Genomic DNA, 15,178 nt, shown 5'->3' with positions numbered 1-15,178 from the left:
CCTCCTATTTAAATTCACTTTTTTCGAACATTACTGAACTAACAACAAGAAAGAAAACTCCCAATATAATTGACAACATAATCCAAAGCTTATAGTTTTCAATAAAAGGAGATGCTAAACTTGGATAAGCCCAGGGTAACAAGTGCAAATACTCTATTTTACTTCGTGCTAAAGTTAAACTGGAAACTCCCCCTATAACTCCTATTGTTAAAGGGATTGCTTGATTTGAAATACGTATAGATATCCATAATTGAATTGTTAATGCAGCAACTGAAGCTAAAAAACTGCTTAAGACTTGTTTTATTAAAAATATAAATGGTAATGGCTCTGAAGTATAGGTTAACCATAGTATTGTTAATCCAATAACGATTAAAGCACAAGTCTCAAACATAAATAAACATATCAAAATTAACTTACATATATAAATTTTTGAATGCTTTAAAGGTAATGAAAACATAACTTTCCATGCTCCTGCTTTATGCTCTATTTCTGCTATAATACTTGAGAGCATTGTGACAGTCAAAAGCATTATAAATGGTAGAAATATATATAGTGCATTGAAAATACCATAGGCTCCTACAGATGTTCTTCTAAAATAGCTATACCATTCAATACAAGTAAATGCAATCAATATTATAGAACTTATTACAGGAATAAAATAACATATATTTTTCAGCTTCATTTTTTCAGAAATAAGTATTTTAAGCATCATAAACTTTCACTGCCCCCTACAAGTTCTAAGAATATCTCTTCTAAAGACTTAGCATTATTACTTATATGCTTCAATTTATCCATAGGACCTTGGAATATTAATTTTCCTTCATTTATTATTCCAACATTATCAGCAACTGCTTCTATTTCACTTAATATATGGCTAGAGATTAAAACTGTCATTCCATGATTTTTGGATAAATCAATAATCAATTTTCTAATTTCTTGTATTCCAAATGGGTCCAATCCATTTGTAGGTTCATCTAAAATTAAAATTTCTGGGTTTCTAATTAAAGCTAGAGCTACTCCTAGACGCTGCTTCATTCCCAGTGAGTAACCTTTCACTGGTTTATTAGCATATTGCGTTAACCGCACTATTTCTAATACTTCGTCAATTTTCTTATCTGGTATGTCCAAAAGCTCTGCAATAATTTTCAAATTCTTATATGCAGATAAATGACCATAATATGCTGGGGCTTCTATTAGAGAGCCCACTCTTCTTAAAATATAGCTTCTATGCTCTAAAATAGATTTATTGAATATTTTTATAGCTCCTTCATCTGGTTTAATCAAACTTAGAAGTAATCGCATTGTTGTAGTTTTTCCAGCACCGTTTGAACCCAAAAAACCATAGATTTGACCTTTTGCTACCTTTAAGTTTATATGATCTACAGAAATAAAATCCCCAAATCTTTTAGTTAAATTCTCAGTTTCAATTATATAATTACACATTTCCTTCACCTCTTCGTTAACTTATATAACAAATTGTATATGCCTAACATTGTTTTAAAGTAAAGAAAAGTAAAAATTAAGTAAAAATAAAATTTAATTTATACAAAAATAAAAACCAGCCTAAGCTGGTAATTTTATTGTTACACATGTACCTATATTCTTTTTGCTTATTACTTCTATAAAACCGCCATGACATTCTATAAATTGTTTTGATAATGACATTCCAAGACCTGAACCCTCCACAGAACCATCTGTAGAACTGCCTCGAAAATATTTCTGAAACATATTTTTAAGTGTCTCTTCATCTATACCATTTCCGTCATCTTCTACTTGAATTTGAAAGTAATTTTCTACTTTATCTACAGTTACTTGAATGTTAGTCCCCCTTGGATTGTGCAGAACTGCATTCATAATTACATTTTGCAAGGCTCTACGAATTAACTGAGTGTCTATATGTAAAGCATATTTTTTTAACTTGCTGTTGAATGAAAAGGAATATTCCTTTGCTAATGGATTATTAGCAATGTCAATTACTATTTGTTGAATATATGGAATCATATCTTCAGCACTTTTCTTCAAGAATATATCCCCGCTATAAAATTTAAGAGACGTACTTAAATCGTTAATTAGATTTTCCATATGTACAGATTTTTCTTCTATTTTTTCTACGAAGCCTTTAATTTGTGTATTATCCCATTCATATTTAGGTGCAGTAATCATAGAAGAATATCCACGAATATATGCCAGTGGAGTTTTAAGATCATGAGTAATTCCAGCAATCCACTGCCTGCGATTTTCTTCTAACAACTTATGTTGCACTTCGTTTTCTAATAGTATTTCAGTTAAGCTATTTATTTGAAAAATCAGTTCTTTATACAAAATATAGGGCCATTTATTAGCTTTAACTAAATTTCTAATTTCCAATAATTCAGTTTTGTCCTCTTCTTTATAGCTCTCATCTGATAATAACCTCAACCATCTAAACATATTGTTTACAGGCTTTGCTATAATATAAATAAACATATATAGAAATATAAAAAATAATGCTAAAACGCTACAGAACTGAAATGTGTTAGCCTTAACACTTTTAAACATTGGAGTATTATATTTTACTGAGATGAACATTAATGTAATAACTATAAAGCTTATGAAAAAACAAAATAGTAAAATAATGAATACTATTAATATTCTTAAGACAATCTTATAAAAAATTTTCACTATTAAATTTCTCCTTAAGCTTAATGTGGTACAAACTTATAACCTAAACCTCTAGCATTAATTATGTACTTAGAATCTTTTTCTATTTTCTTCCTGATTTTTGAAATATATATTACTACAGTCTTTTCATCTCCCAGACTCTCTTGTCCCCATACATTTCTATACAGTTGATTGATTGTGAATATCTGATTCGGGTGTTTCACAAAGAAAAGTAAAAGGTGGAACTCCAAGGCTGTGCATTCCACTAGTTTACCTCCAGCTACAAGTTCACAGGTTTTTTCATTAATTTCAAAATCTTTAAATTCTAAATCAATATTTTCTTCCTCCTCTTTATACAATCTGCATCTATTGAGCTGTGCTTTAATTCTGGCAACCACTTCTAAGACATTAAAAGGCTTAGTAATATAATCGTCTCCCCCCATGCCAAATCCCATTAACTTATCATAATCACTAGTTTTAGATGTTAAAAAGAGTATAGGTACACTTGTCAGTTTACGTATTTTTACACATAACTCAAACCCATTTGTATCTGGCAACATGACATCGAGAATTATCAAATCTGGTACTTTCTCTTCTATAAATTCTAGAGCTTCTTTGCCATTTACAGCTTTATATATTTTTTTAAAACCTTCTTTTTCTAATACTAATTGAAGCATCTCTAATAATCCAATTTCATCATCTACCAAAAGGATAGACTCCTTCATCTAATCACTCCCTAATTTTGTTGTTGTATCAATTAACCATATATCAAATATTTATTTAATACAACTGTACTAAATAAAATTTAACATGCTCATCATATTTAGTCAAGTGTGATATAATAATGTTATGCCAAAAATTATTGATCACGAAAAACAAAAAATAGAAATAGCTGAAGCAACATGGGATGTAATTATTGAAGAAGGTCTTCAGAATGCTTCTGTAAGAAAAATCGCTAAAGTTGCTGGAATATCTGTTGGTTCTTTGCGCCATTATTTTTCTACACAGTCAGAGTTATTACTATTCTCTATGAAACTCGTTTCTGACCGTGTAAAACAGCGTATTGCACAGAGAGGATATACGAATTATTCTTTGGAAGTTTTAGAAGAAGTGCTATCACAATTTTTACCTTTTGATGAAGAACGACGAATTGAAATGGAGGTGTGGCTTATTTTCAATGCAAATGCTCTCGTCGATTCTAAATTAAAAAATCTAAGCACTAATGTATACGATGAAATGCACCAATGCATACAAAATTTTGTTAATGGATTAATCAAGCTTCAGTATACAAAAGAGAATCTTGATATGGAGCTTGAAATTCACCGACTACATGCATTGATTGATGGGATGGCAATGCATCATTTATTATATCCTGATAAATTTAATAAAGAACAGATGACAAACATACTAACATGTCACCTTCGCTCAATCTGTAAGAACAGTAGAGGCAATAGTAGATAAACTTTAATATAAAAATATACTTAATTTTATTAGAAATATACAATTGGTGGAGCTTACCCTAACCCAACAAAAAACACACCTGCTCATAAGTAGCCATTTAAGCCACTTACAGGCGGGTGCTACTATGTATGGTGGAGGCGAGGGTGACCTTTGAAATCCACCAAAAATCTTATCTTATTTTAATCCAAAATATATTACATACTAATAACCTTACTTATAAAATCCACCTCATTATTTATTAATGTATATGGAGAATATTCGTTATAACTTTCTAAATCGTTTAATGTTACTGTTTGAACACCACGTTCTAATGTTGTTACTGTTGAATATTTGATAGCGATGCTAATCTTTACCCTTGCTCAACTCTTAATACTAAGCTTCCTTATTAAATTTCTTTACTATTAGATAGCACATATTCTAGCACCTCCTTAAATTCTTACTCATCTTTAATCTCGCTAGTATCATATTTTTCTCCTAATGACTTTCCAATTAAATAAAAAAGCTAGGGATATTCTCCAAAGCTTTTTCTTATTTTATAGCTAATTAACTTTTTATCATAGATATTAAATAATTGTATTGATACTATTCACTCTTGAGTGCATCTATAATATTCTCCTTTTTTACTCTTGAGCTAGAATAAAGCATTGCTACCCCCACAATTATAAATACAGAAACTACAGCTGATAAAATGCTTATCCATGGAAGAATAAAAGCAAAATTAAATTTCCCCATGATTGTTCTATGAATCAAGTACATTATTCCAATACTTACTGGAAGTCCATATGCAAGTGATTTAATACCATAGAATATACTTTCATAGTTTATCATTTTATTAAAGCTTTTTGGTGTCATTCCAACAGATTTTAACATAGCGAACTCTCTTTTTCTAAGAGCAACGCTAGTGGATATAGTGTTAAGTATATTTGCAACACATATAGCTGTAATTAATGCAATGAATCCATAGCCAAAAACTGACATGAGTACAATCATCTGATTTTCTCTTTGTCTGATCATAAATAGATTTTGAATAGACATTTTGTTGTCTCCACCAGCATTTCTAATAGTCTCAATACTTGTTTGAAGTGCTAAAGGATCATTACTTTTTATAAACAAATTTGTATCTATGCTTTCAATTATATTTTCACGACTGCCTATTATTTTATCAAACACTTCTCTAGACACTATAACATTAAAGACTGGATTTGCCCCATGAGAAAAGATTCCTATAGGTAATTTATCTGTAACAGCTGCTATTTCTACCGATGTTAACGGCTCATCTTTTTCTGGTTCAAAGCTATGATAAAGTAAATCTAGCTTTTCTCCCTTATTTACTTTTACTGCCTTCGTTTGAATATATTTTTTGGTCTTCATATCCTTGTATTTAACTGTATCAATGACTATTGCAGAGATTTTATTTGTATCTTTTAACAAATTAAAATCTACTCCAACTTCTTTTGCATATCTTTTAAGAGATTCGTTATCTAATGCATTTACGTTAACACTATAAGGATATGCTCCATTTTTCATTATACTTTTGTCGTCACCTTTCAAGTAGTCTGCCATGGAATTTTCATTAACCCATACCCTTGCATCAAAAGTATTTACTTGATTGATCTCTTTTATGTTGTTAAGAGAGCTTATCTTTTTAACTATGTTGTTTTTTTCCTCTACATTTTTGCCCGTGATCAATACATTTATATCAAAGTTTATTCCATCTTGACTTAAAATAACAGATTTCTTCAAATCGGAAGTAAATGAGCTTACACTTAAAAACAATATCATACTAATAGTCAAAGAAAATATCGTTGCCTTATATCTACCTTTATTTCTTTTTAAATTCTTAAGCCCTATATTCCCCTCAATACCAAATATTTTTTCTGTAAACTTTGAAGTTTTTATCACTTTACCTGTTAATTTTATATCTGCGGTTTGACGAATAGCATCGATAGCAGATATACTTGAAGCTCTTTTTGCAGGAATATATGTTGAAATTAGTATAGTAAGAGCAGAAACTACAATGGCAGCGATAACAATTAACGGCGATACGACTACTCTAAAGTTTTCAGTAACACCTAAAGCTCCCCTTATCATAGAGTTTACACATAGAAATGTAAGACTCATACCTAAAAATCCGCAAACAATTCCAATTGGAATACCTATTGCCCCTATAACTGCTCCTTCAAAAAACACTGAATCTCTCTTTTGTCTTTTGGTAGCTCCTACACTTGATAGCATTCCCAAATATCTTGAACGCTCTGATACAGAAATAGCAAAAGCATTATATATGAGCGAAACAGATCCAACCATTATTATAGTAATCATTATAGCTGATAAACCAAGAAGCGTATTGCGCAGTGAATCATCCTTAACAACTCCATGATATCTAAGCAAATTGTTATTAAACTCTACTGTTTTTATTTTATTTTGTACTGATATAGCTTTTGCATGATCAAATAATCCTCTGTTAACACTTTTTAATATTACAGATGCATTTGCTTTTTCCTTCGAAGTAACATTATTCTCATCTAAATAAGCAAGCACTGTAAAACCTGGAGCCCATGTAGGCTCAAGCTTAGAACGCTTTATTATACCTACAATCTTATAAGTTTTTGTATTTTCTTTTGTCAAAGTTTCTCCAAGAGTATCTTTATTCTTTTGAAAATAATCGTTCTGCGTCAAAACCTTATTGTTGTTTTCCTTGTCTTTCGAATATCTCTTTCCAATATCAGCAGTTAAAATATCTCCTATTTTATAGTTAACTTTAGCATTATCTATAATCTCTTCTGAAATTACAACTTCATTTGCAGCTTCTGGGAACCTTCCCTTACTTAATTCAACTGGAAACTTCCTAAAGCCTTCTTTGTTGTACTCTTGTATAAATAAGTAAGGTTTACTAACATTTTTACTTCCATTTAACAATGCATATCCTAAATCCCTGTTCAAAATAACATTCTTTGTATCTTTATCACTCTTTATTGATTGAAGCTGAACGTTATCAACATCTTTATAGACAACATGCCACTCTCCCTCATTAGCTATACTTTGTCTTTGCATTACATCCATAAAAGAAACTGCGAGAGTAGCCACACCAGTTACCATTGCCGCTGATATAATTACACCTATTATAGTTACAATTGTTCTCTTTTTATTTAATCTTAAATGTCTTAAAGTCAATTTATTTATTATATTCATGAGCGAACCACCTCATCCTTTTTAATTTCACCATCTTCTATTGCTATAATTCTGTCAGCTTGTAATGCAATACGCTCATCATGAGTAATTATTATAAGAGTTTGGTTAAAAGTTTTATTAAACATTTTTAGTAAATCAACTATCTCACTACTATTCTTACTATCTAGATTTCCAGTCGGCTCATCTGCAAGCATTATAGCTGGATTACTTATAAGAGCTCTTCCTATAGACACTCTTTGTTGTTGTCCACCAGAAAGTTGGTTGGGCAAATGATTGAGCCTTTTCTCTAAATTAAGTATTTTTATAATCTCATCAAACTGCTTCTTATCTACTTTATGTCCATCAAGCAGTAGTGGAAGATTAATATTTTCTTCTACAGTAAGTACTGGAATAAGATTATAAAATTGATATATAAGTCCGATTTGTCTGCGCCTAAAGATAGCCAACTGCGTTTCATCTAAATTATAAATATCAGTGTTATCTACTAAAACCTTGCCACTAGTAGGTCTATCTACCCCACCAAGCATATGAAGCAAAGTTGATTTTCCTGAACCTGATGGTCCAATAATTGCGACAAATTCTCCTTTTTCTACTGAAAAGGATACATCGTTAAGCGCCTTTACCGCAGTATCTCCACTTCCGTAAACCTTAGATAAATGTTCTATTCTTAGTATTTCCATCTTAAAACCTCCAAGTTTTTTATCATGGTTTTAGTATATATAATTCAGATGACTTTACAGTGACTTTATGTGACTTTATTATTACAATTTAGTCACTTATGAATTTTTAAGCTTTAAATTTTGTTTTATATAAATGTCTACCTTTTACACCATTACCTTATAAAATTTTATAGTAAAACATGTCCCTTCATTTTTCCTGCTGCTTACATTTATATCTCCATTTTGACTTGTAACAATACTTTTAGCCATAGCAAGACCTATTCCCACGCTATCTTCACCTGCATTTTTGCCCTTGTAAAATCGCTTGAAAATATATGGTAAATCTTCTTTTTCTATTCCACTTCCGTTATCTGAGATCTTTATTTCTGTAAACAAAGGATTTTCATCAAAGAAGATAGATATTCTTCCATCTTCTTTCGTATACTCTATGCAATTTTTTATTATGTTGATTAAAGCCTCTGTAGTCCAGTATAAGTCCCCAATAAAGCTTACATTACTACCGCCTTCTATCACTAATGTTTGATTTTTAATTTCTATGGGAATTAGAAAAGGCTCAGTTGATTTTCTAATTAGTTCTGGTACAGCTACTCTATCCTTTTTAAAACTCACCGTTCCAGCATCTATTTTAGATAGCTTTAGTAAAGAAGTTAAAAGCCACTGCATACGATCAAGCTGCATTTCAATATTATTAGTAAATTCAATTCTTTTTTCTGCCTCTAGGTCATTATCACTTAATAAGTCTGACATAACTCTCATAGATGTAAGCGGTGTCTTCAGCTGATGAGATATATCTGAGATAGCATCAGCAAGCTGCATTTTCTCTTTTTTGAGAAGTTCCCCTTGCTTTGAAAGCATAAGAGTTACCTTATAAATCTCATTTTTAAGAATACTTAGTTCTCCCTCTTCATTATCTCTAATATCCAGCGAATACTCTCCATTACAAATACGTCTCAAATAACCAGAGAGTTTCTCAAGCTCTCCATATTCTCTTTTAATAAACCAAAAACTACTAACAAGTAAGATAGCAAAGGCTATAAAAGAAATTATTCCTGCTAGAACATTCAAGAAAAAAATACAGGCTGCTGCTATCATAGATACTATAAAGGCAATAATAAAGTATACTCTAATCTCTCTATTTCTTATCATTTTAATCACCAACCTTATATCCCATCCCCCTGACTGTCTTAATAATTGTAGGCTTTTGTGGATCATCTTCAAGCTTTTCTCTTATCCTTTTTATGTAAACCGTTAGCGTATTATCATTTACAAAATCTCCTGCTACATCCCATATTCCCTCTAAGAGCTGATTCCTTGATAAAACCTGCCCTGGATTATTTGCAAAGATCAGCAATAGACGATACTCAAGCGCTGTTAAAATAATTTCTTCATCATTTTTATATACCTTCGCATCAAGAGTATTAATACGAATATTGTTTAATTCCAATATTGCCTTTGAACTGCCGTCCTTACTATATCTACGTATCACAGACCTTATGCGAGAAATAAGTTCTCTAATGCGGAAAGGCTTTGTTATATAATCATCTGCACCCATATCAAGTCCCATTACTACATTAACTTCATCATCGCAAGCAGTTAAAAATATAACAGGTGTATCATCTTTTTCTCTAACTAGCTTGCATAGTTCATATCCGCTTCCATCAGGCAGCGATAAGTCAAATAAGCATAGATCAAATTTATTATCTTTTATAACACCCTTAGCTGAGGAAACATTATAACAAATCCTTGTATCAAACCCCTCCTGCTTTAAGGAATATTCAAGTCCAGATGCAATAGTTTTATCGTCTTCAACTAGTAAAATTTTCAAGTATATCACCTCTTTTATAGATTTAACATTATTATAACAGCCTATACGATTTTTACGTGACTAAATTGTAATAAAACAAAAATTGCAGTTATTTTAGTCACATGCAAAGTAATTAAGCTCAGACAGCAGGCGTTTCCTCGCTAATGGGTCAGGCACTACCGGAAACTTGTAAGTATATGGCACTATTAAACAATAGAACACTTAAAAAAATTTAATATCATATGTAAAAACACCCGCTATTTTATTTGTAAAACTAATAATTATATGATACAGCAATATCAACCATTAACATTTTTCCTACAGGATTTGACTATTCACTTTTACTAGACTTAGATTTTCTAGTTCTATTGAGATTATGAATAACACCTCTATAAATAGGGTTTCCTAATTTATTTCTATCATTAGTTGAAACATTGATAAATAAATCTATTAAAGTTTTACTATTGTTATTAGCATTTTTTGTTTCAAAAGTACTATTCCTTGTTAATAGCTTAGATATTATTTTTTCCTCTAAATACTCAAAATCTTTGTCTAAAAGATGACTCTCATCTAATATTTCATTTTCAGCAATATGTTGAATTGCACTACTAATTATGGTATATCCATTCAGCAGTATATGGTTCAGAATATCTGCCATCTATAACAAGCTTTTCGATTATTTTAGAGTCTTTATGATAATTCTTAATTTGAGAGTTATCATCTAGTTCCTTAGTTCTTTTAACTATGAAACTTCCGCTAGAAGTATTAAATGTCTTTTTAAAAGCTGGCTTATTTAATGCAACTAAATAAGATACATACTAACTTTTATACAAAAAACTAAAAAACCGTACTGGATTTTATCCAATACGGTCATATGTATCGTGGTTTTTAATGGTGGAGGCGAAGCGTGACTTTTGAAATCCACTAGTAGTTATTCCTCAAATTCTTTGAAAAAGGCATTATTTTATTAGTTAATTAATTCTTATATTACCCTTTATATTTCGCATCTTATAATAATGTTATTACTCCTTTTGTACCATCTACCCTTATTTTTTGTCCATCTTTTAATATATTCATCACATTGTCAATAGCTACAACAGCAGGGATGCCGTATTCTCTTGCTACAATAGCTGCATGAGAGCTTGCACTTCCTATTTCAGTAACTGCTGCACCTGCCACTTTAAATAGTGGTGTCCATATTGGAGATGTATAATTTGAAACAAGTACATCTCCTTTTCTTAGCTTTTTGAATTCAGATGGACTCTTTACTATACATACCTTTCCTTCGTATACCCCCTTACTTGCAGCACTTCCCTTTATAGAATTAGGAGTCTCCTTCTCCTCCTGTTCCTTTTTTTGTTTTGTCTCAAATATAGGAAAAGAACCTGTAGATACAAACCAATGGATACCGTTATTATGAGCAGCATATACCTTTTCAAAGGCACTTTTTCTTTTCTTAATTTTTTCTCTAAACTTTATTTTCCCAGAAGCTGCTAAACTCAATTCCTCAAGAAAAATAAAAAATACATCATGAGCTTTATCTATAACTCCTTCTTTTTCAAGTAGAGTTCCAAGCTTTAAGGCCATTCTATGTAAACAGCCTGCCACCTTTTCCAAATAAAAAACACTTTCTTCTCTGATGATTGTTGTGTTTCTTATCTTATCTAGGATTTCAACAAACTTTTTATATTCTGTTTGTGTCAGCTCTTTTTTTATGGTTTCTCTTGCAGCTAAATATGCTTCTTCCTGCTTTTTAAAGCTTTCCTCTGGATTAATGGCGGCATCACAAAGCAATGCTTCAATAATATCGTTAAGCATTTCTGGTTTTTCCTGCCATGTATCTGGTGATAACATACGGCCCATACCAATAGATGGCCTGTCCCCGAACTCCTCTAAAAAGCTCTTCAATTCTTCCTTATAAGCCTTACTGTCCCTTCCGTTTACTGCAACTGCATAAGCTATCTTAAGTAATGCTTTATTCTGCAAAGCTGTTTTAAAAGGCAGAGCTCTTTGGAGGGTTTCCTTTAATTCCTGAACCTTTTCTTTACCTACAGCCTTCTTGATTAATTTTGTAAACTTATACTCAGTGAATACACTAGGCATACCTACAATAGAGAATCTTTTATAAACGAAACTTTCATAATCCTTAAATGCTTCCTCAATATACTTTGCTAGCTTTCTAGCATCCTTTATTTTCTCTACTTCCACTTCAGTTTTTTTAATCCAAGTGTCTATTTCCTTTATAAAATCCTCAACAGAATATTGAGATTTAACGAATAAACTTTTAATTAAATTTGTTGGTGCTTTCCACAAAGTAGCTGCTGAGATTGTTGGTCCGCTATAACTTAAAGCCACACAGCCGCTTTCTCTTTCAACAGGCTTGTTTTTCTCCTTTGGGAGCTTAAGCCCAACCTCTGCAAAGGAGGCATTTATACCACTATAGAAATGGCTGAAGCAGGCAAAATCCAAAGGTGTATGAGGATATGGAGTGTGTTCTACCATACTTTGAAAAGCTAGCGGAGCTTTTTTACCCTGATAGATTATCTTATCATCAGGTCCAAGTATATCTAAATTCTCGTAAGTACACACCTCAGTATTGCTAATTATTGTAGTAATAGGCCTTGCCTGTAAAAGATAAATTTTTCCCTTTGAGAGTGCCCATTCAGTATCCTGATAGCTGCCATAGTGCTTCTCAACAAGCTGTGCTAAAGTTTTAAGCTGCATCAGCTCCTTCTCCTCAATGCAGTAAACCTCACGTTTTGACTTAGGCACCTCTTCTGTAACTGTCCCCTTTTCTGTAAGCCTTATACAAATCTCCTTTGAACCAATTGTCTTTTCTTTCATATTTCCTTCTTTTGTAATAATAAAGGAATCTGGAGTTATTAATCCACTTACAACAACCTCACCAAGACCATACCCTGCACTTATGAGTATTTCATCACTATTTCCGCTTACAGGGTTTGCAGTAAACATTACCCCTGCAGCCTCAGAAGGTATCATAGCCTGAATAACTACCGCTAGATCAACCTTAAGATGATCAAAATCCATGCTAATTCTGTAGGTTATAGCTTGAGGAGACCAAAGACTTGCCCAACATTTTTTTACATATTTAAACACAGCTTCTTTCCCATGGATTCCCAAATATGTTTCGTGCTGTCCCGCAAAAGAAGCTGTAGGTAAGTCCTCTGCAGTAGCACTAGAACGTACTGCAACTGATAATTTTCCGCCATTTCCAACTTCATGACATAAGCTGTCATAAGCACTCCCAAGCTCTTTTTGAATAATATCAGGCATAGAAGCATCCTCAATCCAGGATGAAATACATTCACTTGCCTCTTCTACTTCCTTTATATTATCTACTTTTAGATTTTCAAGCTTATTTACTATCTTTTCCTTTAAGTCTGAGGTCAAAAGATGAGCAGCATAAGCCTTAGTTGTAACTACAAAACCTGGTGGCACAGGAAGATTTGCATTTATAAGCTCACCAAGGTTAGCACCCTTTCCACCTGCTTCAAGTAACGAATCTTTATTTAACTCTTTTAATTTTTTTATATAATTGGTCATAATTATAATCTCCTTCATTTCATATTTAAGCTGTGAAACCAGTTGTTGATATGCTATTTCCTGCAAACTGGCTTTGATAGATATCTGCGTAGGTTCCATCCATTCTAAGCAATTCCTTATGTTTTCCAGTTTCAACGATCTTTCCCTGTTCCATTACCACAATTCGATCTGCATCATATATTGTTGACAATCTATGAGCTACAACAAAGCTTGTTCGACCTTTTAACAGCCTTCGCATTGCCTTTTGAATGATGAGTTCAGTACGGCTGTCTACATTAGAGGTTGCTTCGTCCAAAATTAGAATGTCAGGATTAGCTACAAAGGCTCTTGCAATGGTTATTAACTGCTTCTGACCTTGAGAAATATTTCCTGCTTCCTCTCCAAGTACCGTATTATAACCCTTAGGTAATTTTTGAATAAATTCATCAGCATATGCAGCTCTAGCCGCAACATAAACTTGTTCCTCCGTGGCATTTTCATTTCCATAACGGATATTGTCATAAATAGTTCCTGAGAATAACCATGTGTCTTGAAGTACCATACCAACTCTCTTCCTCACTTCTCTTCGCTCTAGATTACGGATATCTATGCTGTCAATGTGGATGCTGCCTCCCTTTATTTCATAAAACCTCTGCAATAGATTGATCAAGGTTGTTTTTCCAGAACCGGTATGTCCCACAATTGCTACCATTTGTCCAGCATTTACTGTAAGGGAAAAATCCTTTATTAGAGGTTCTTCAGAGTAACTAAAGAAGACATTCTTAAATACAACCTTTGCTGTTTCATCCTTCCTATTTAAAAAGGCTTTATCATACTCCTTCATTTCTTCTGAATCTAGCAGATAAAATACACGCTCTGCAGAAGCAATAGCAGTAAGTAGATTTCCCCAAAACATAGATAGCCTTGATAAAGGAGAAGAAAATTGCTGAGAGTATTGCAGAAAGGCCTGCATATCACCAACGGTTATTGAACCATTCACTACAAAGGCAGCACCTACAGCTGCAATAAGAACATAGACCACATTTTGCACCAGAATCATGCAAGGCATCATGCACCCGCTAAAGAATTTTCCCTTCCAACCAGATTTATACATCTTCATATTCACTTCATCAAATTTCTGCAGCACTTCCTTTTCTCCATTAAAACTTTTTATTACAGAAAAACCTTGATAGGTTTCTTCAATCTGACTATTTAGATCCCCCATATTTTTGTAGTAGCTCTTATTGAATTTCTTCGCCCTTGGTGTAAAAAGTTTAACTACCACAAGGCTTCCAGGGATCATAATACAAGCTAGCAGGGTAAGTAATGGGTTTATATAAAACATAAAACATATGACACCAATTACTGTAATGACTCCAGATATAAGCTGGGTCAAACTTTGCTGCAGACTGTTTGCAATATTGTCTATATCATTAACAGCAACTGACATAAGGCTTCCATTAGAATTCTTATCAAAGAAAGAAACCGGCACCCTATTCATTTTTGCTTTTAATTGATTTCGAAGTTCATAAGTGGTCTTTTGAGCAACTACATTCATGATTCTCTCCTGTAAAAAGGAAGTAATAAATACTCCTATATAAAGAACTGTTACTGTAAGTAGTATGGACACAAGAGCATGCATATCAATTCCTGCCTTGCTGCTTATTCCTTTAAAGATCAGTGTAGTTGCATTCCCAAGCAGCTTAGGACTTAATACCTGCATCACTGCTCCAATAATGGCAATCACTATTGTCAAGCTAATGAGCAAACTACTTTTTTTCATAAACCCCATGAGCCTTTTGGTACTTTGCCATAGATTATTTGGCTTTGCAGTGACTTTGGATTCTTTTTTGCTCAT

13 protein-coding genes and 1 pseudogene are annotated in these 15,178 nt (G+C 32.4%); 1 reads left to right on the top strand and 13 read right to left on the bottom strand.

What is annotated here, in order from left to right; genetic code table 11:
* Nucleotides 1-4: 4 nt before the first annotated feature.
* From Q6H37_RS08235 to Q6H37_RS08220, 4 genes are all read right to left on the bottom strand, one after another.
* The gene (locus tag Q6H37_RS08235; RefSeq protein ID WP_318740811.1) at nt 5-712 is read right to left on the bottom strand and encodes an ABC transporter permease; all 708 of its coding nucleotides are present in this window, start codon (nt 710-712) and stop codon (nt 5-7) included.
* A complete protein-coding gene (locus Q6H37_RS08230; RefSeq protein WP_318740809.1) occupies nt 709-1,443 on the bottom strand; it encodes an ABC transporter ATP-binding protein in 735 nt (244 codons plus the stop codon). The genes Q6H37_RS08235 and Q6H37_RS08230 overlap by 4 nt, the downstream gene beginning before the upstream one ends.
* Nucleotides 1,444-1,563: 120 nt before the next feature.
* Nucleotides 1,564-2,661 carry a HAMP domain-containing sensor histidine kinase gene (locus Q6H37_RS08225; protein WP_318740806.1) on the bottom strand — a complete coding sequence of 366 codons (1,098 nt, stop codon included), beginning with the start codon at nt 2,659-2,661 and terminating at the stop codon, nt 1,564-1,566.
* 20 nt (nt 2,662-2,681) lie between these two features.
* The gene (locus Q6H37_RS08220) at nt 2,682-3,365 is read right to left on the bottom strand and encodes a response regulator transcription factor (protein WP_318740804.1); all 684 of its coding nucleotides are present in this window, start codon (nt 3,363-3,365) and stop codon (nt 2,682-2,684) included.
* 124 nt (nt 3,366-3,489) lie between these two features.
* Here Q6H37_RS08220 and Q6H37_RS08215 point away from each other — a divergent pair, with 124 nt between their 5' ends.
* Nucleotides 3,490-4,101: a TetR/AcrR family transcriptional regulator gene (locus Q6H37_RS08215; protein ID WP_318740802.1), complete on the top strand. Its 612-nt coding sequence runs from the start codon at nt 3,490-3,492 to the stop codon at nt 4,099-4,101.
* Between the two features lie 194 nt (nt 4,102-4,295).
* On the opposite strand, the gene Q6H37_RS29545 is transcribed toward Q6H37_RS08215, so the two are convergent.
* From Q6H37_RS29545 to Q6H37_RS08180, 9 genes and pseudogenes are all read right to left on the bottom strand, one after another.
* The gene (locus Q6H37_RS29545; protein WP_412523937.1) at nt 4,296-4,436 is read right to left on the bottom strand and encodes a DUF6718 family protein; all 141 of its coding nucleotides are present in this window, start codon (nt 4,434-4,436) and stop codon (nt 4,296-4,298) included.
* A 247-nt stretch (nt 4,437-4,683) separates the two neighbouring features.
* Nucleotides 4,684-7,293 carry an ABC transporter permease gene (locus Q6H37_RS08210; protein ID WP_318740800.1) on the bottom strand — a complete coding sequence of 870 codons (2,610 nt, stop codon included), beginning with the start codon at nt 7,291-7,293 and terminating at the stop codon, nt 4,684-4,686.
* Complete coding sequence (locus Q6H37_RS08205; RefSeq protein ID WP_318740798.1) at nt 7,290-7,973, bottom strand: ABC transporter ATP-binding protein; 684 nt, start codon at nt 7,971-7,973, stop codon at nt 7,290-7,292. Before Q6H37_RS08205 ends, Q6H37_RS08210 begins: the two co-directional genes overlap by 4 nt.
* 144 nt (nt 7,974-8,117) lie before the next feature.
* A complete protein-coding gene (locus Q6H37_RS08200) occupies nt 8,118-9,119 on the bottom strand; it encodes a HAMP domain-containing sensor histidine kinase (protein WP_318740796.1) in 1,002 nt (333 codons plus the stop codon).
* 1 nt (nt 9,120) lies between these two features.
* Complete coding sequence (locus Q6H37_RS08195; RefSeq protein WP_318740794.1) at nt 9,121-9,798, bottom strand: response regulator transcription factor; 678 nt, start codon at nt 9,796-9,798, stop codon at nt 9,121-9,123.
* A 310-nt stretch (nt 9,799-10,108) separates the two neighbouring features.
* The gene (locus Q6H37_RS08190; protein WP_318740792.1) at nt 10,109-10,435 is read right to left on the bottom strand and encodes a hypothetical protein; all 327 of its coding nucleotides are present in this window, start codon (nt 10,433-10,435) and stop codon (nt 10,109-10,111) included.
* Nucleotides 10,395-10,526 (bottom strand): annotated as a pseudogene (locus tag Q6H37_RS29540) (IS110 family transposase); the annotation flags it as partial. The pseudogene Q6H37_RS29540 and the gene Q6H37_RS08190, both read right to left, overlap by 41 nt.
* Nucleotides 10,527-10,785: 259 nt before the next feature.
* Nucleotides 10,786-13,341 carry a PEP/pyruvate-binding domain-containing protein gene (locus Q6H37_RS08185; protein ID WP_318740790.1) on the bottom strand — a complete coding sequence of 852 codons (2,556 nt, stop codon included), beginning with the start codon at nt 13,339-13,341 and terminating at the stop codon, nt 10,786-10,788.
* Nucleotides 13,342-13,366: 25 nt separating this feature from the next.
* Nucleotides 13,367-15,178: an ABC transporter ATP-binding protein gene (locus Q6H37_RS08180; protein ID WP_318742960.1), complete on the bottom strand. Its 1,812-nt coding sequence runs from the start codon at nt 15,176-15,178 to the stop codon at nt 13,367-13,369.

It is taken from the genome of Clostridium sp. JS66 (assembly GCF_033561535.1).
GTDB lineage: Bacteria > Bacillota > Clostridia > Clostridiales > Clostridiaceae > Clostridium_AM > Clostridium_AM carboxidivorans.
This window is presented reverse-complemented; position numbering and strand designations above follow the sequence as displayed.

Coding starts and splice junctions, on each gene's coding strand:
- Q6H37_RS08230 (WP_318740809.1), bottom strand. CDS start 1,443: ATGTGTAATTATATAATTGAAACTGAGAATTTAACTAAAAGATTTGGG.
- Q6H37_RS08235 (WP_318740811.1), bottom strand. CDS start 712: ATGATGCTTAAAATACTTATTTCTGAAAAAATGAAGCTGAAAAATATA.
- Q6H37_RS08200 (WP_318740796.1), bottom strand. CDS start 9,119: ATGATAAGAAATAGAGAGATTAGAGTATACTTTATTATTGCCTTTATA.
- Q6H37_RS08185 (WP_318740790.1), bottom strand. CDS start 13,341: ATGACCAATTATATAAAAAAATTAAAAGAGTTAAATAAAGATTCGTTA.
- Q6H37_RS08210 (WP_318740800.1), bottom strand. CDS start 7,293: ATGAATATAATAAATAAATTGACTTTAAGACATTTAAGATTAAATAAA.
- Q6H37_RS08190 (WP_318740792.1), bottom strand. CDS start 10,435: ATGGCAGATATTCTGAACCATATACTGCTGAATGGATATACCATAATT.
- Q6H37_RS08215 (WP_318740802.1), top strand. CDS start 3,490: ATGCCAAAAATTATTGATCACGAAAAACAAAAAATAGAAATAGCTGAA.
- Q6H37_RS08220 (WP_318740804.1), bottom strand. CDS start 3,365: ATGAAGGAGTCTATCCTTTTGGTAGATGATGAAATTGGATTATTAGAG.
- Q6H37_RS08180 (WP_318742960.1), bottom strand. CDS start 15,178: ATGAGCAAAAAAGAATCCAAAGTCACTGCAAAGCCAAATAATCTATGG.
- Q6H37_RS08205 (WP_318740798.1), bottom strand. CDS start 7,973: ATGGAAATACTAAGAATAGAACATTTATCTAAGGTTTACGGAAGTGGA.